The organism is Erwinia sp. PPS120 (genome assembly GCF_047918655.1).
Classification (GTDB): Bacteria; Pseudomonadota; Gammaproteobacteria; order Enterobacterales; family Enterobacteriaceae; genus Erwinia; species Erwinia tasmaniensis_A.
The window spans coordinates 42,212-57,677 of the sequence record NZ_JBLREF010000029.1; the positions used below are offsets into that span (position 1 = coordinate 42,212).

Consider the following 15,466-nt stretch of genomic DNA (forward strand, 5'->3'; position numbering starts at 1 on the left):
CCACAAGCGTAGCCGATCCGCCCCCTAAAATACAGCCATGGCCAGATAAAAACTGTACATATATATACTTTCTGTACAGGTTTATCCGCGAGGGCGCAAATAGCGAAGCGTGGCATTCACCACCAGCTGGCGATTGCGCGCAATGCTTTGTTCTTCGGTTTCACTGCCCCCAAAGAGCGCATGAAATGTGTAACGATTAGACACGTTGTGGGTACAGATACTGCTGATCAGGCGATGAACATCAACGGCGCTGGCCTCTGCATCAAAGACGCCTGCGACTTTACCGCGCGTCAGTATCCCATCCAGCACCTCAAGCGCGCTCTGGTTCAATGTTTTGAGACGCGTGGACTGACTGATATAACGCCCGCGCATCAGGTTCTCGCTACAGACCAGCCGCATAAAATCCGCATGGGATATGTGATAGTCAAAACTTGCCTCGGCCAGCCTGGCCATCGCTTTCTCCGGCGGCAAATCTGACAGTTTCAGGCCGGTTTCATGGCTGCGGATCTGCTGATACACCGATTCCAGCACCTGAATGTACAGGTTTTCCTTCGTGGCGAAATGGTACACCACCATCCGCTTGGTGGTCTGAGCAAGGGTGGCGATCTGCTCCATGCGCGCGCCCTGCAGCCCAAACTCCGCAAAGGTGGTAAGCGCACCGGCCAGGATGCGCAGCTTTAACCCCTGCGGGTCGTTTTTTCTTTTCTCAGTTGCGGGCATAAAAGATGGGTCAGTCCAGTTTTTGCAGGACGTAATAGGGTGACAAGGTGGGTAATACTATCATTAGTGGCGATTAAAAGTAGGGGTGGGTGCCTTCAATCACGCTTTGATGGTGAGTTTTAACGCGCTTATTCAACTGGACTTCATCCGGCAGGGGACGTCCGCGCAGTACCGCTTCCGCGGTGAAACAGAAAATCAAAATGCTGCGGCTGCAAAGCGTAGCGGCATCGCTGTAGCTCTCCAGCGAGCGGAAGTAGTCGTCTGTCTCCTGCGCACGCTGGTGGCTGGCCTGCATGGCGGTCACCAGCTGCTGATAGACAGCCAGCGCTTCACCCAGCACGGGGATTTTACTGATGGAAAAGGCGAGTATTTTTTCCACCCGCACGAACAGCAGGCGGCGATGCTTTGAGGTGAACAGCTCTTCGAGCGTTTCCTGCCACAGCGTAAAAGTGGTGGCAAAGAGTTCGTTTTGAACCCGCTGCAGGCTGGCATACTGCCAGGGGAAGGTCGCGTTCAGCTGAAAAAACGCGGACTGGTAGGTGAGATAAGCGGCCTCATCGGCAGTATCAGTCAGCGCCAGCTGATTGCTGGCCAGTTCGAACTGCTGCAGCTCTTGCTGAATGCGCAGGCTGTGTTGCTCTATCGGCCTGGCTTTGCGGAGCTGAAGGGATCGCAGCGTTTCCAGATCGTGGAAGGTCGCCATGGCGATTTCGCTGGCCATCAGGGCCTTATTGACCGTTTGTATCACCACCGGTGAGTCTACCACCGAGCGTTCGGCCAAGAGCTCGTTACGTCGGTTCAGGTAAGCGGCGGCGGGGGTGAGGAAGTTACTCATGGAAAATCTCATTATCGGAAAAGTGGCAACGAGACATGGCTCTGCCTGAAAGATCTCAGTATGGCATAAGATGGCAGCAAGATTGCCAGGGGCAGGCCCTTTTCAGGAGAATGCTCAGACCGCCCTAAGTCAGTTTCTGGCTATTCTCCGAACAATAAGATATTTCCCCCCTTTTGTCCGTTGAGTTTAAATCAGCTTTACCGCATAGCAGGTTATATGTCAGAGCAGGAGCAAACCATGAAGCGATTATTACTGACCGCAAGGCGTTCGTTTTCCACTATCCTCAGTCGGTTTTTTTCAACGGCGCGTTCTGATGAAGGGACAGATGCGTCCCGGATCGCCGAGTCATTACTGCCCGTCAGTCAGCTGTATGGTTTTGAGATGAGTTACTACCGTACGCGGGAGATCTATGAAAAATAGCCGCTACCAGCTGACCGTCAGGTTTTGCTACTGGAATGAACTGTGCACTCTGACGCAGCCTTCGTACGCCGCGTAGTGCGTGACGACAAGCGATCGGTATAGCAGTCTGAGGGTAAACGGCATACTGCTACACCGATTCACGGAAGAGCAGTGGGCTTTCAGCTTCCACCGTTTCCCGATGCGTCTCACCGTTGATGATATGTAGCGCGCTAAGGCACCCCGTCTCGTAATGGGGGAGCTGCACCGTTGAGAACGGGGGCATGGAGGGCAGGACTACTCAGCGGATTAAAAGCCGCGGCTGAAGCGGCATAATCTGCGCGGGAGCATGAGTGCAATGTCGCCAGAGGTCATACGGCATGGTGGACTCTGACATATCTCGTCATTTCCGCTGTTGCAGCCGGTTATTTCTGGCTATTACGGGATCCATCCAGCCGCACTATACCGAACCGATGCGCAGTCTGGACCGATGCCCAGTCTGGTCTCGGTCCGATCGTTTTCTGATAGCCGCCGGACTGAGATTCAGTACGCGGCCCGCGCTGGAAAAACTGCGGTGGGCCATAACGGTCGCGAAGACAGCCCGTCCTTTGTGCCCACAGGGGACCTTACAACCACATGGCGTGGTAATTAAGCAGTAAAACTTTTCCTCTTCAACTACGACTAAATATCAGCTTTAAGCCCGCAAAGGCAAAGCAGCACGCCAGTAGCGCCTCAAGCCCACGGCGAATACGACGATAAAATGCGGCCATTACTGCCGTAGAAAACAGCAGCGCATAGCCGCAGAACACCATTACGCAAATAGCCGCACAGCCGAAGATGATCATGGGTAACGTGGACGCTGACAGGCCCGGTTTGAACGCAACAGACATGATTGCCACCCAGGTGAGGATGGCTTTGGGATTGCCAACGTGCATCAGGATACCCTGGCGGAAAAGTTTGCCATACGCGACTCTCTCATCACCGGCCTCAAATTCAGTCCCACCAGAGCGGGACAGCGCGGATTTACCCGATTTAAATGCCAGCCATAACAGATACAAACCCCCGCCGATTTTTAAAACGATGAGTAACTGGGCAAAGGTCGCCAGTACTGTTAGTACGCCGCAGGTCGCCAGCAATGCCCACAGCATGGAACCGCCAATAATACCACCCGCCAGCGCCAGTGCTGCGCCGCGGCCCTTTTTCATTGCCGTACCCATAATGGCCATATTACCTGGCCCGGGGCTGGCAGTTGCAACAAAGTAAGTGGTATAAATCAGGATTAATTCGTGCGAAAGCGCCATAGTTTCCTCTGCCAGCGAGAGGTGAGGACAACAGCTCCCAGCCCCGCTGTGACTTGCTGCAATATCTTCAACACAGGCCAGTCCAGGTCGCAGGACTGCGTGCCCACCGAACGGCCTGTTTACTCATCTGCTGGCATGCCTGGTCACATCTGTAGCTTCTGGGCGGACTTCAGGTGCTGCTCAACGACCGGCAGGTGCGCGTCGGCCAGGGCCTTCACATCCGGATCTTTAATCTTCCTGGCGTCACTCTTCAGCGTCGACAGCACCATCTTATGGTCCTTAGTGCCGGCATTTTTCATATACACCTTGTCAAATGTACCGCCGCTTTGCTTTTCCAGCCTGGCGGCCATGGCCTTATGACTGGCGTCCGGCTCAGTCGGCAGTGCCACGCCCTTTTGCTGGGCAACTGCCTGTACTTTGGTCAGGGCACCGCCGTGGTCATCGACCATTTGCTGAGCGAATGCTTTAACTTCACCACTGTGGGCTTTGCTCAGCGCGATTTTGGCAGCGGCGACCTCATTGATATCGGCCTGCGCCATGTCCTTCAACGCCTTTTCGTCTCCGGAGCTAAGCCTGGTGCTCGTATCGCTCTGACTCGCCGCGCTGTTCTGTGCGGCGCTGGTGGGGGTCTGGGCTTGCGCGCCGACAGCGCAGAACATAGCCGCCACTGCCGATGCGGTTAACAACCCTTTTAAGATTTTACCTTTTTGCATGTTGTTCTCCTGATAGTCATGGGTAAGGCTGCTATCAGATAATTACCCTTGCGCAGCCTTGTATGGGAATGACACCCTCAAAGATCAGTATAGTGGATCAACGTTTTGAGGCAGTTTAAGTTAGGGGCCTCAACGGAGGAGGGCGGTAATGACGGAAGTAAAAAGGCGGCATTGCACAGTGCGGAGTTCAGGGTGAAGGTCGGAGTGCAGGCATCCTGCTTACGAACGCGCGCAGCTGATCCGCTGGATATGTGAGGCTATAAGCGTCGGCGCACATCCGTTCTGCGCCTTAGCTGATATGCGCTATGCACGCTTCGTAGCAGGAGCTGGCCTGGCGTTTTGGGTAACCCAGACGCAAAAGCGCGTACCCTGGTGCGGCATGGATATCTGTAACCTGTACTACCAGCATCAACACCGCACAAGGGGCGGGGAGAGGCAGATGACACCCGGGTGGTTTGAGCACGGAGAGTCTGCACACGGGTTTAGTAACTAAACGTCGTCATTAATTTCAGTGAGTTGCATCTATGCTACGCTTAAATTATCGGTTTCCTTTCGGAGTTTTTTATCTTGAAAAAAATCATACATTTCTCATAAACGCATGTCCGTTCACCATTTACTCTGAAGATAACCGGTAAGACAGCGGTTACTGGAGTTTTATTACTGATCTGACAACCTGAGGTTGTTGGCTGGTTACAAGGAAAAAGAATGCTAATGATATTCGATGAGTTATCTGGTGCACCAATTTGGGTACCTGCGGTATTGCTCGTCACTCTCTCTCTCGCACTGGGGTTCCTGGCCCGATTTATACTTCTCAGGTTCATCCGCTACTGGCAGAATCGTGACCGAAAGCTCTTTAAATCGCTTGAAAAGCACCTTCGTGGATCGATGTTTCTGTTCATTCCCTTACTATTGATAAATGTAGGGGTTGATTATATTAATATTCAGTCCAGCTCTCTGGGCTTTATTACCTCCATACTTAATATATTTATTATATTATCATTTTGCTCGATTTTGATTCGACTGGTCAACGTTGCGCAAGATATGCTTTTTATTCGCTATGACATTAATCTTTCAAATAATCTGCGTGCCCGAAAAATTCGCACTCAGATAATATATGTAAAAAAAGTCGCTATTGTACTCCTTGTGTCATTCTGTCTTACTCTGATACTTCTCAGCTTTCCCGGCTTTCGAAAATTCGGCACGACAATTTTAGCCGGGGCGGGGGTTGCCGGAATAATCATTGGGTTTGCTCTTCAGAAGTCGCTTGTCAACCTGTTTGCAGGGATCCAGATAGCTTTTACGCAACCGATAAAAATTGATGATGCTGTAGTCGTCGAAAATGAGTGGGGCTGGATAGAAGAGATAAATCTGACTTATGTCGTTGTGCGCATCTGGGACTTGCGTCGACTGGTCCTGCCCATTACATATTTTACAGAAAATCCTTTTCAGAACTGGACGCGTAATAACGCACAGATATTAGGCTCTGTTTTTCTTTATCTCGATTATTCCATGCCATTAGATCCCCTCCGCAAGCATTTTGAAAAAGTCCTCAGCGAAACAAAACTCTGGGATAATCAGACTCAGGTGCTCCAGGTAACTGAAACTACTGACAGAACCATGACGATCAGGTTATTGATGACTGCACAGAATTCCCCAACGGCGTGGGATTTACGCTGCTACGTGCGGGAAAAAATGATTGAGTTTATTCAGCAAAATTATCCGCAGAGCCTTCCTCACGTGAGAGCTACACTGACCCATTCAGACCCTGAGGGTACGCGATGAAGGATCGCGTTATGAATGCTGATCGCTTAAGACGACATAACCCAGTACACAGGTTCTCCTTTTCCCATTGTCGGCTGACAATGGATAGCGAAAGCATTGCCGCTACCGTGTAAGTATCCCGCTAAAACTGCCCATTCACATTTAGAGATCTTCCGGCATACTTATTCTGCTAATGAAGGAGATCGCTATGCGTGTCAACAGCAGTCGAAGTTTGACCCACCTTTGTTTAACAACAGCAGGTTAATATTGACTCACCCCTTCACTCAGGATTGGACTCCGTTATAAGTCCTTCTTTACGTTTTTGCTTCAGCCGATAGCTCGCTCCTTTTATCTGAACTACGTGTGAGTGATGCAGGATCCTGTCCAGCATCGCAGAGGTCAGGGCTGCATCCCCGGCGAACGTCTGATCCCACTGTCCGAACGGCAGGTTCGACGTCAGGATCGTTGCGCTTTTCTCATATCGTTTGGCCACGACCTGGAAGAACAACTTCGCTTCCTCCTGACTGAACGGCAGATAGCCTATTTCATCGATTATCAGCTGCTTCGGGGCCAGGACTCCACGATGGAGCGTGTTCTTGTAACGACCCTGTCGCTGGGCCGTCGACAGCTGAAGCAGCAGATCTGCCGCCGTCGTGAACCTGACCTTTATCCCGGCCCGTACTGCTTCATAGCCCAGTGCGATGGCCAGGTGCGTTTTTCCCACTCCGGATGGTCCCAGCAGAACCACGTTTTCACCACGCTTGATGAAGCTCAGTGAACGCAGGGACTGCAGCTGTTTCCGGGGAGCCCCGGTGGCGAAGAGGAAGTCGTACTCCTCGAAGGTTTTTACCGCAGGGAAGGCCGCCATACGTGTATACATCGCCTGTTTGCGCTGATGCCGGGCCAGCCAGGCTTTCCAGCTGCAGTTGTTCAGCCAGCGGCGCCAGACGCTGGTGTGGTATTTCAGTCATCAGGCGGCTCCCGGACAGAACATGTCGTAGACCGACAGGGGATGATGAAGTGGGTTACAATCGAAGAAGTGAATGTCTTTTTTTATCAGCAGCTGTTCAGCCGGTTTGTCCGGTGGAAGTGCCAGCATCGCCTGCTTTCAGGGCTGGAATCAACGGGTACTGTATTTAAGTGAATAACAAAAATTTTACTTTGAAGACGCTTATGAACGCTCCTCTTGCCCGGTAGTGAGTGGATTAAGATTTTTTAATAAAAGTTAAAATCAGGTTATTTATGCAAGTGATGGTTTTTTGTGCTGTTTTCTACATTAAGTCAAATTGATCATTTACCGTACATCCTTATTCCATAAGGATTAAAAGACTAAGCCTAGGAAAATTCTTATAAATCAAAAAGATGATTATTATTTCTTAAACATGGTATCTGTAATATTATGTTACATATTTTTATTTCCATACACTCAATGAACATTCCTACACTCCCGTCTACAGGGCTTTATCCGAAATTATTATTTTCAGATAAACGCCCAAAATACAGTGTCAGCCTGCTGGTGAATGGAATGTGCTCGCTTTTGACACCAGGGTTTTGATTCATGTCGGATGACGTGAACCGGGACGTTGTTCTGGCTGGGTTTGCCTTTCTTAGTTAATTTCTCACTGGCATTGACCGTTTCTATTGCTCCATAGAACAGGGATAGTCATGTCTAACTCCTATCAGTCCGAGATCCCCAAAGCCCGCGTTAATATCCAGTTAAGCCTGCACACGGGCGGCGCTCAGAAAAAAGTCGAACTGCCCCTCAAGCTTATGGTCGTGGGGGATTACAGCAATGGTGCCGTGCAGCGCCCGGTGTCCGAGCGTGAGACCGTCAGCATCAATAAAAACAACTTCGACAACGTGTTATCTGAATACTCTCCCTCAGTAAACCTTTCCGTAGAAAACACCCTGGCGGGTGACGGCAGTGAAGAAAACGTCAGCCTTTCCTTCAGTGAAATGAAAGACTTTGAACCTGAGCAGATTGCCCGTCAAATCCCGCAGCTCAGGGCCATGCTTGCCATGCGTAATCTGCTGCGCGACCTGAAGGCTAACCTGCTGGACAACGTGACATTCCGCAAAGAGCTGGAAAAAATCCTGCTCGACCCGATGCTCAGCACTGAACTCAGAGCCGAGCTGTCTGCCCTGGCACCGAAACAGCCATAACGGTCACGATACTTAACGGATTAATGACGGATTAATGAAGGAAATGCTGATGTCTGTAAAAAATGAGAATGCTGCGGGTGGCGAAAGCATCGTGCTGGAACGTCCGGAAGTTGGTGGTGTGTATGCCTCTCTGTTTGAAAAAATTAACCTGAGTCCGGTATCAACGCTGAGCGCGCTGGATAGCTGGCAGGATAGCCAGGCAATGTCCGATGCCACGGCTGACGAGCGGCTGACCGCCGGTATGCAGGTCTTTCTGGAATGCCTGACTAAATCGGGTGCAAAAGTCGGGAAGCTGGACAGGTCTCTGATTGACCACCATATCGCTGAGCTCGATTACCAGATTAGCCGCCAGCTGGATGCCGTCATGCATCATGAGGAATTTCAGAAAACAGAAAGCACCTGGCGTGGACTGAAATCCCTGGTCGACAAAACAGACTTCCGTCAGAACGTCAAAATCGAACTGCTCGACCTGTCAAAAGAGGATTTGCGTCAGGATTTTGAAGACGCGCCGGAAATTATTCAAAGCGGACTGTACCAGCACACCTATACCGCAGAATACGATTCTCCGGGTGGTGAACCGTTCGCCGCACTGATTTCTGCGTATGAATTTGATGCCTCTGCACAGGACGTGGCGCTGCTGCGCAACATATCAAAAGTCTCTGCCGCAGCGCATATGCCGTTTATTGGCTCTGCCGGCCCGAAATTCTTTCTGAAGGAGTCGATGGAGGAAGTGGCGGCCATCAAAGATATCGGCAACTACTTTGACCGCGCCGAATATATCAAGTGGAAATCCTTCCGTGAAACGGATGACAGCCGCTATATCGGCCTGGTGATGCCGCGCGTACTGGGTCGCCTGCCGTATGGCCCGGACACCATGCCGGTGCGCAGCTTCAATTATATTGAAGAAGTGAAAGGGCCGGATCACGACAAATACCTGTGGACCAGCGCCTCCTTCGCCTTTGCAGCCAACATGGTGAAAAGTTTTATCAACAACGGCTGGTGCGTGCAAATCCGGGGCCCGCAGGCCGGTGGTGCCGTTCAGGACCTGCCCATCCATCTGTATGATCTGGGTACCGGCAATCAGGTAAAGATCCCGTCTGAGGTCATGATCCCGGAAACCCGCGAATTTGAATTCGCCAGCCTCGGCTTCATCCCGCTGTCGTACTACAAGAACCGCGATTACGCCTGCTTCTTCTCAGCGAACTCCACCCAGAAACCGGCGCTGTACGACACCGCCGATGCGACGGCCAACAGCCGCATCAACGCGCGTCTGCCATATATCTTCCTGCTGTCGCGTATCGCCCACCACCTGAAGCTGATTCAGCGTGAAAATATCGGCACCACCAAGGACCGTCGTCTGCTGGAGCTGGAGCTGAACACCTGGGTCCGCGGCCTGGTGACCGAAATGACCGATCCGGGTGACGAACTGCAGGCTTCCCATCCGCTGCGCGACGCCAAAGTGATCGTGGAAGATATCGAAGATAACCCGGGTTTCTTCCGCGTGAAGCTGTATGCGGTGCCTCACTTCCAGGTGGAAGGCATGGATGTGAATCTGTCACTGGTTTCTCAGATGCCGAAGGCGAAAGCATAAGGCGCGGGGTAATCAGGGATGAAGATTTATCGCCCGTTATGGGAGGATGGGGCCGCTCTTGCCCCGCAACAGTTTCAGCAGCAGGCCCGCTGGAGTGAGCACGTTGCCGACATGGTCGCCCGGATGGGGTTTTCTCATCCCTGGGGCGTGGTTGCGGCAGAATTTGATGATACGGCCCTGGCGCTTTCCCGCCTGAATACGACCCGACTGGTGCTGCGGTTTCAGGATGGCACGATTGTGGATACGGATCTGGCGGACCAGCTTCCGCCAGTCTGTGACCTGTCTTCTGCGGCCGGAAGTGATGCCGTTGAAGTAGTCGCCACACTGCCGCTGTTGAGTGCCAGTGGCGGCAATCTTGATAACGGGCAGGACAGCGAACGCCCTCGCCGCTGGAAAGCCGAGCGGGTGGTGGTGCAGGAACTGGCCGGGCATGAAAGTGGGGAGCTGGCTATTCTGCGTAATGCCATCACGCTGCGCTTATCCAGCCAGGAAAATACGGCATACCTGACCTGTCCGGTCGCCCGCCTGATGCGTAATGCGCAGGGGCAGTGGAGTCGCGACCCGGCCTTTATCCCGCCGATGCTTTCGCTTTCCGCCAGTCCGTTACTGGTCACTGAGCTGGATGACCTCCTGATCCGTTTGCAGGCCCGCCGCCGTCGCCTGATGGCCATGCGCCGTGAAAGCAATGAACGGATGGCCGACTTTGCGGTCGCGGATGTCTCCCTGTTCTGGCTGCTGAACGCCCTGAACAGCGCCGAACCGGTCCTGGTGGAGCTGTTACAGACGCCGTCCCGCCATCCGGAATTGCTGTACCGCGAACTGACCCGTCTGGCTGGCAGCCTGCTGACCTTCTCACTGGAGCACGATGCAGGCGATATTCCTGCTTACCAGCACGATGCACCGGAGCGGGTATTCCCACAGTTGCTCACACTGCTCGATAAGCTGCTGGAAGCGAGCCTGCCGTCGCGGGTGGTGAGTATTCATCTGGAGCATCAGGACCAGATCTGGAAAGGTGCCCTGCACGATGCGCGCCTGCGCGAAGGGGCAGATTTCTGGCTCTCGGTACGCTCCTCCATGCCGAATCATGAACTTCAGACGAAATTCCCACAGCTGTGCAAGGCAGGCAGTTTTGAGGATGTCTCGGAGGTGGTGAATGTGGCTCTTAGCGGGATGACCATCAGACCTGTCAGCCATGTTCCGGCGGCGATTCCTTTACGTCTGGAAAACCAGTATTTCTCGCTGGATCTGCGTACTGAGGCGGCTCGTGCAATGCTTGAGATGGGCAGTTGCACCTTCTACACCCCGCGCTCACTGGGGGAGGTGAAACTTGAACTCTTTGCGGTGCTGCGCTCATGAATAAATCCGAACAGAGTCAAATCGAACGCATTTTCTATCCAGGCTGGCTGATGGCCAGCCAGCTGCGCGGCGGTCAGGAAGTCCGTGACGGGGAAGGACTCTATCGCCGGGCCTGCCGTCTGGTGCAGGAGGTTAGGGCGGCGCTCCCGGAAGCAGGCTACAGCGACATCAGCCGCGATCATATGGTGTATGCCCTGTGTGCACTGCTTGATGAGAGCGTGATGAACCGGGGAACCACCGATGATGGTTACCTTACCTGGCACCGTGACCCGCTGCAGGCACACTTCTTTGGCACCCTGAATGCTGGTGAGGAGTTATGGGAACGGATCCGAAACCTGCTGAAAGAAACCGCCCCTGACGCCGCCGTCCTGACCTGCATGTACCGGACCCTGCAACTGGGTTTTGTCGGTCAGTATCGCGCTCAGGATGATGAGCGTCGTGAAGATATTGTTCGCGCGCTTGCGGAGCGGGTGCCGGCCTTCACGCTGGCACAGGACGCCCCTATTATTGCCCGGACATCACGCCTGCGCAGTGGCCGTCGCGGATACTGGCTGACCTGGGTTATGGCCGCTGTCGCCCTGGCGACTCTCTGGTTCTTCCTCTCGTCCTCGCTTACCGACCTGGTAAGCCAGACCGTCAGGCCGGGGTAAGCGATGCGGGATGCGTACCGAAGTCCGTTAACTGCCCTGGGTGCCGTACTGGCGCTGTGGCTCATTCTGGGATTCTGGCCACTGTTCACGGGCAGCCGTGTGGCACTCAGCCTGCTGGTTGTTCTGGTTTCTGGAGTGATGTTATGGCGTCAGCGTCGGGCTTCTCAGACGCGGGTGACCGCTGTCCGGGATATTGTGGATGAAAATCTGCCGCCGGAAGATTTTCAGGGGGCGGTTATCCTCGTCTGTAGCGACAATAACCCGCTGTTTGTGCCGGGTTCCCGTCACCGGAAAACCCGACAGGGCTGGTATCTGTGGGTGAAGGATGCGGAACAGCTGCCACTCTTTGCACAGCACCTGAGCCTGGTGCGCCCGGCCCTGCTGTCGCAAATCTCTGTCATGCTGGCGGTAGTGCCTGAGCTGCATACATCCGGTGAGGATTTTACCCAGTGTATGCGGGGCTGGCAGCGTGCTGTCGTCCAGTGCCGTGCGGCATTTGGCACGATCCCTCCGCTGTGGACCGTGACCTGGATATCGCCACCTGTGGCCTGTACCGATGCGGAGCCTGTCTGGTTTACCACGGTAAGCCAACGGAGCGGTATTCAGGTTTATCAGTCCGCCCAGGGCAATGTGTCACTGGCGGAGTGGACCCGGGAGACCAGATCAGACGGGCGTCTTTCCCGTCTGAGTCAGGGCCTGTGGCTGGACAGTCTGCTTGCCTGGCAGAACAGCGCGGTGAATGACCTGTTGTCGGTACAGCGGGGCGAGCTGCCGGTGATGAAGCCGTGCGTGCAGGGCATGTGTATGGTGCCGGTGAGCGGTATCGCGGGCAATCTCTGGCAACAGCACATTACTTCCGTGACGGCGTTGCCACCGGATGCCGTTGTGACGACTGAGCCACTGCCGCTGCCTGAACTGCTGTTACCGGCGTTACCACGCCGACGTGGCGTGAGCCGCAGAATGGTGTGCTGGGGCTATGCCGGATTACTGGGCGGGATTTTCCTGGCACTTGCCATGCTGGCATCCTGGATGAACAACCAGCGCCTTATCCGTAATGTTGGCGATCACCTTGCGTTGTATCACCAGCTGACGGGCAAGCCTGTTGCCCCGAAACTGCGTGCGCAGCAGCGCCTGCGGGCCGATGGCGCATTGCTGGACGACTGGCAGCGTCGTGGGGAGCCACTGCGTTATCGCCTGGGTCTGTATCAGGGGCTGCGCCTGGGACCGATTGTTGAGGCCGCCGTCAGTGACTGGGCACCGCCGCCACCGCCACCGCCGGTTATTAAGAAAATCATTCAGGGTCCGAAAACCATTCGTCTCGACAGCATGTCGCTGTTCGATTCGGGTAAATCGGCGCTGAAAGCCGGGTCCACCAAAATGCTGGTGAATTATCTGGTCGGCGTTAAGGCGAAACCGGGCTGGCTGATTGTCGTGTCCGGACATACCGATAACACCGGCAGCCAGCAGATCAACCAGCCGCTGTCCCTGAAACGTGCCGAAGCGGTACGTAACTGGATGCGCGACACCGGCGATGTGCCGGAAAGCTGTTTTGCGGTGCAGGGCTATGGCGACAGCCGCCCGGCAGCGCCCAATGACACCCCGGAGGGCCGCGCGCTGAACCGCCGTGTCGAAATCAGTCTGGTTCCACAGGCCGACGCCTGTCGAATTCCAGGCAATACCCACGCGTCATCACAGGATGATGATGTATTAAAAAATGAAACGGAGTAATTAACATGGCAATCCCTGTTTATCTTTGGCTGAAAGACGACGGCGGTGCGGACATTAAAGGGTCCGTGGACGTTCAGGATCGTGAAGGCAGCATCGAAGTTGTCGCGCAGGAGCATAACCTTTACATCCCGACCGATAACAACACCGGCAAACTGACCGGCACCCGTATCCACACCCCGTTCCTGTTCACCAAGGAAATCGACTCCTCCAGCCCGTACCTCTACAAGGCGGTGACCACCGGTCAGACCCTGAAATCTGCGGAATTCAGGTGGTACAAAATCAACGACGCGGGCCAGGAAGTGGAGTACTTCAACACCAGACTGGAAAACGTGAAAGTGGTGAAAGTGAATCCTGAAATGTATGACATCAAGGATCCTTCTAAAGAGAAGCACAACCACCTTGAGCGCATTGAACTGCGTTACGAAAAAATCACCTGGACCTACAAAGACGGCAACATTATTCATTCCGATTCGTGGAACGAACGCGCCACGGCGTAAGTTACGAGCGGGCAGAGTTTCTTTGTCCGCTTTTTTGCTTTTCACAACGCCTGCCCCGCGGACGTTCTGCAAAGCAGTCACACCTTTTATCAGTACTGACCTTATGGGCATCGGTTAACGGCCAGGGGCGGTAGCGTGTCAAAAAGAGAGAGAATGAATTCATGGAAAATCCAGCCATCCTGTTACGCCGTCTGAACCCTTACTGTGCCCGCGCACTGGAAGGTGCCGCCTCCCTGTGTCAGACCCGGGCGCACGCGGAAATCCTGCCGGAGCACTGGCTGCTGAAGCTGCTTGAGCAGGGTGAAGGTGACCTGACGGTGCTGGCCCGTCGTTATGAGTGGGACATGGATGCGCTGTGGCAGGATTTGCTCGGCTGGCTGGATAATCTGCCGCGCTCGGTGCGCAGCCGTCCGCAGCTGTCTGACGCCATTCAGAGCCTGCTGCAGGAAGCCTGGATGCTGGCCTCGCTTGCCGGAGAGAAGAGTATCCGCAGCGTGCACCTGCTGATGGCGCTGACGGAAAACCAGAAACTGGCCCACTGTGATGGTCTGTGGCCACTGCTGACGCTCGGGATGAGCCAGCTCTCCCGGCTGCTGCCGCTGCTTGATGCGCAGTCTGATGAGCGTCCGGATTTGCAACTGGAAGCCGAACTGACCCAGGATCACGGCAGCGAGGTGGAATTTGTCGGCCGTCCTGCCGGGGCAGAGCTGAAAGAAGGGGAACTCAACCCGGCCCTGCAAAATGCGCTGGATAAATTCACCCTCGACGTTACCACCAAAGCGAAAGAGGGCAACATCGACCCGGTGTTCGGCCGCGATACGGAAATCCGTCAGATGGTAGATATTCTCTCCCGTCGCCGTAAAAATAACCCAATTCTTGTCGGTGAACCCGGCGTGGGTAAAACTGCCCTGGTGGAAGGTCTGGCCCTGCGTATCGCCGAAGGCAACGTTCCGGAATCGCTGAAAACCCTCAGCCTGCGCACGCTTGACCTCGGCCTGTTGCAGGCGGGCGCCGGCGTGAAAGGAGAGTTCGAACAGCGCCTGAAAAACGTCATCGATGCGGTGCAGCAGTCGCCGACGCCGGTTCTGCTGTTTATCGACGAAGCCCACACCATCATCGGTGCCGGCAACCAGGCGGGCGGCGCGGATGCGGCCAACCTGTTAAAACCGGCGCTGGCACGGGGCGAACTGCGCACCATCGCCGCGACCACCTGGAGCGAGTACAAGCAGTATTTTGAGCGTGATGCGGCGCTGGAGCGTCGTTTCCAGATGGTGAAAGTCGATGAGCCGGACGACGAGACAGCCTGCCTGATGCTCCGGGGCCTGAAATCCCGCTATGCCGAACATCACAATGTGCATATCACCGACAATGCGGTGCGTGCCGCCGTGACGCTTTCCCGTCGTTATCTGACGGGTCGTCAGCTGCCTGACAAAGCGATCGACCTGCTCGATACCGCGGCGGCACGCGTACGTATGAGCCTGGATACCTTACCGGAAGCGATGGTTCATCTGAAAGCGCAGCTAACGGCGCTGGAGCTGGAAGAGAAGGCGCTACTGGAGGATATGTCGGTCGGTGGCAATACACACAGTGACCGTCTGGCCATCATCGAACAGCAGCGCCAGGAGAGAACCGATGCCCTGGAGCAGCTTGAAACCCGCTTCACGGAGGAAAAAGGCCTCAGTGAACGGTTGATGGCCTGCCGTTAGTCTGTCCGTTCAGAGAAGGGGGATCAGGCCGACATCCATAATCTGCAGG

The 15,466-nt window shown here is 54.5% G+C and carries 14 protein-coding genes and 2 pseudogenes; 9 read left to right on the forward strand and 7 right to left on the reverse strand.

All coding sequences use genetic code 11. From position 1 onward, the window contains the following. Window positions 1–81: 81 nt before the first annotated feature. Together ACLRGG_RS14955 and ACLRGG_RS14960 are read right to left on the reverse strand one after the other, a co-directional pair. Window positions 82–720: a TetR family transcriptional regulator gene (locus ACLRGG_RS14955; RefSeq protein WP_416250517.1), complete on the reverse strand. Its 639-nt coding sequence runs from the start codon at window positions 718–720 to the stop codon at window positions 82–84. A gap of 73 nt (window positions 721–793) precedes the next feature. Then, window positions 794–1,555, reverse strand: coding sequence for a hypothetical protein (locus tag ACLRGG_RS14960; protein WP_416250519.1), 762 nt, complete (start codon window positions 1,553–1,555; stop codon window positions 794–796). 237 nt (window positions 1,556–1,792) lie between these two features. On the opposite strand from ACLRGG_RS14960, the gene ACLRGG_RS14965 reads away from it, so the two are divergent. Continuing rightward, complete coding sequence (locus ACLRGG_RS14965; RefSeq protein WP_416250520.1) at window positions 1,793–1,975, forward strand: hypothetical protein; 183 nt, start codon at window positions 1,793–1,795, stop codon at window positions 1,973–1,975. A gap of 127 nt (window positions 1,976–2,102) precedes the next feature. Here the strand turns inward: ACLRGG_RS14965 and ACLRGG_RS14970 are convergent. The 3 genes and pseudogenes from ACLRGG_RS14970 to ACLRGG_RS14980 all read right to left on the reverse strand — a co-directional run. After that, window positions 2,103–2,237 (reverse strand): annotated as a pseudogene (locus ACLRGG_RS14970) (LacI family DNA-binding transcriptional regulator); the annotation flags it as partial. 385 nt (window positions 2,238–2,622) lie between these two features. Further along, a complete protein-coding gene (locus ACLRGG_RS14975; RefSeq protein WP_416250522.1) occupies window positions 2,623–3,252 on the reverse strand; it encodes a LysE family translocator in 630 nt (209 codons plus the stop codon). Window positions 3,253–3,395: 143 nt separating this feature from the next. Next, window positions 3,396–3,965, reverse strand: a complete 570-nt coding sequence (locus tag ACLRGG_RS14980) for a DUF4142 domain-containing protein (RefSeq protein WP_416250523.1) — start codon at window positions 3,963–3,965, stop codon at window positions 3,396–3,398. 705 nt (window positions 3,966–4,670) lie between these two features. On the opposite strand from ACLRGG_RS14980, the gene ACLRGG_RS14985 reads away from it, so the two are divergent. Further along, a complete protein-coding gene (locus ACLRGG_RS14985; protein WP_416250525.1) occupies window positions 4,671–5,747 on the forward strand; it encodes a mechanosensitive ion channel family protein in 1,077 nt (358 codons plus the stop codon). 259 nt (window positions 5,748–6,006) lie between these two features. Here the strand turns inward: ACLRGG_RS14985 and istB are convergent. Together istB and ACLRGG_RS14995 are read right to left on the reverse strand one after the other, a co-directional pair. Next, window positions 6,007–6,697: pseudogene (gene istB, locus ACLRGG_RS14990) on the reverse strand (IS21-like element helper ATPase IstB). Next, on the reverse strand, window positions 6,697–6,825 hold the full coding sequence (locus ACLRGG_RS14995; RefSeq protein WP_416250526.1) for a hypothetical protein: 129 nt from the start codon (window positions 6,823–6,825) through the stop codon (window positions 6,697–6,699). Before ACLRGG_RS14995 ends, istB begins: the two are co-directional and overlap by 1 nt. A gap of 566 nt (window positions 6,826–7,391) precedes the next feature. On the opposite strand from ACLRGG_RS14995, the gene tssB reads away from it, so the two are divergent. The 7 genes from tssB (at window position 7,392) to ACLRGG_RS15030 (ending at window position 15,417) form a co-directional block, all read left to right on the forward strand. Continuing rightward, window positions 7,392–7,889 (forward strand): type VI secretion system contractile sheath small subunit, encoded by a 498-nt coding sequence (gene tssB, locus ACLRGG_RS15000; RefSeq protein ID WP_416250527.1) that lies wholly within the window; start codon window positions 7,392–7,394, stop codon window positions 7,887–7,889. Between the two features lie 43 nt (window positions 7,890–7,932). After that, window positions 7,933–9,480, forward strand: a complete 1,548-nt coding sequence (gene tssC / locus ACLRGG_RS15005; RefSeq protein WP_416250533.1) for a type VI secretion system contractile sheath large subunit — start codon at window positions 7,933–7,935, stop codon at window positions 9,478–9,480. A gap of 18 nt (window positions 9,481–9,498) precedes the next feature. Next, window positions 9,499–10,836, forward strand: coding sequence for a type VI secretion system baseplate subunit TssK (tssK, locus tag ACLRGG_RS15010; protein ID WP_416250528.1), 1,338 nt, complete (start codon window positions 9,499–9,501; stop codon window positions 10,834–10,836). Continuing rightward, window positions 10,833–11,486: a type VI secretion system protein TssL, short form gene (gene tssL / locus ACLRGG_RS15015; RefSeq protein WP_416250529.1), complete on the forward strand. Its 654-nt coding sequence runs from the start codon at window positions 10,833–10,835 to the stop codon at window positions 11,484–11,486. The genes tssK and tssL overlap by 4 nt, the downstream gene beginning before the upstream one ends. Window positions 11,487–11,489: 3 nt before the next feature. Then, window positions 11,490–13,214 (forward strand): OmpA family protein, encoded by a 1,725-nt coding sequence (locus ACLRGG_RS15020; RefSeq protein WP_416250530.1) that lies wholly within the window; start codon window positions 11,490–11,492, stop codon window positions 13,212–13,214. A gap of 5 nt (window positions 13,215–13,219) precedes the next feature. Continuing rightward, on the forward strand, window positions 13,220–13,711 hold the full coding sequence (hcp, locus tag ACLRGG_RS15025) for a type VI secretion system effector Hcp (RefSeq protein WP_050862713.1): 492 nt from the start codon (window positions 13,220–13,222) through the stop codon (window positions 13,709–13,711). 161 nt (window positions 13,712–13,872) lie between these two features. Further along, window positions 13,873–15,417 carry a Clp protease N-terminal domain-containing protein gene (locus ACLRGG_RS15030; RefSeq protein WP_416250531.1) on the forward strand — a complete coding sequence of 515 codons (1,545 nt, stop codon included), beginning with the start codon at window positions 13,873–13,875 and terminating at the stop codon, window positions 15,415–15,417. Window positions 15,418–15,466 lie beyond the last annotated feature (49 nt).

What these genes read in the sequence shown, in the direction of transcription:
- ACLRGG_RS14955 (WP_416250517.1), bottom strand. Translation starts at nt 720, where the DNA reads ATGCCCGCAACTGAGAAAAGAAAAAACGACCCGCAGGGGTTAAAGCTG.
- ACLRGG_RS14960 (WP_416250519.1), bottom strand. Translation starts at nt 1,555, where the DNA reads ATGAGTAACTTCCTCACCCCCGCCGCCGCTTACCTGAACCGACGTAAC.
- ACLRGG_RS14965 (WP_416250520.1), top strand. Translation starts at nt 1,793, where the DNA reads ATGAAGCGATTATTACTGACCGCAAGGCGTTCGTTTTCCACTATCCTC.
- ACLRGG_RS14975 (WP_416250522.1), bottom strand. Translation starts at nt 3,252, where the DNA reads ATGGCGCTTTCGCACGAATTAATCCTGATTTATACCACTTACTTTGTT.
- ACLRGG_RS14980 (WP_416250523.1), bottom strand. Translation starts at nt 3,965, where the DNA reads ATGCAAAAAGGTAAAATCTTAAAAGGGTTGTTAACCGCATCGGCAGTG.
- ACLRGG_RS14985 (WP_416250525.1), top strand. Translation starts at nt 4,671, where the DNA reads ATGCTAATGATATTCGATGAGTTATCTGGTGCACCAATTTGGGTACCT.
- ACLRGG_RS14995 (WP_416250526.1), bottom strand. Translation starts at nt 6,825, where the DNA reads ATGCTGGCACTTCCACCGGACAAACCGGCTGAACAGCTGCTGATAAAA.
- tssB (WP_416250527.1), top strand. Translation starts at nt 7,392, where the DNA reads ATGTCTAACTCCTATCAGTCCGAGATCCCCAAAGCCCGCGTTAATATC.
- tssC (WP_416250533.1), top strand. Translation starts at nt 7,933, where the DNA reads ATGCTGATGTCTGTAAAAAATGAGAATGCTGCGGGTGGCGAAAGCATC.
- tssK (WP_416250528.1), top strand. Translation starts at nt 9,499, where the DNA reads ATGAAGATTTATCGCCCGTTATGGGAGGATGGGGCCGCTCTTGCCCCG.
- tssL (WP_416250529.1), top strand. Translation starts at nt 10,833, where the DNA reads ATGAATAAATCCGAACAGAGTCAAATCGAACGCATTTTCTATCCAGGC.
- ACLRGG_RS15020 (WP_416250530.1), top strand. Translation starts at nt 11,490, where the DNA reads ATGCGGGATGCGTACCGAAGTCCGTTAACTGCCCTGGGTGCCGTACTG.
- hcp (WP_050862713.1), top strand. Translation starts at nt 13,220, where the DNA reads ATGGCAATCCCTGTTTATCTTTGGCTGAAAGACGACGGCGGTGCGGAC.
- ACLRGG_RS15030 (WP_416250531.1), top strand. Translation starts at nt 13,873, where the DNA reads ATGGAAAATCCAGCCATCCTGTTACGCCGTCTGAACCCTTACTGTGCC.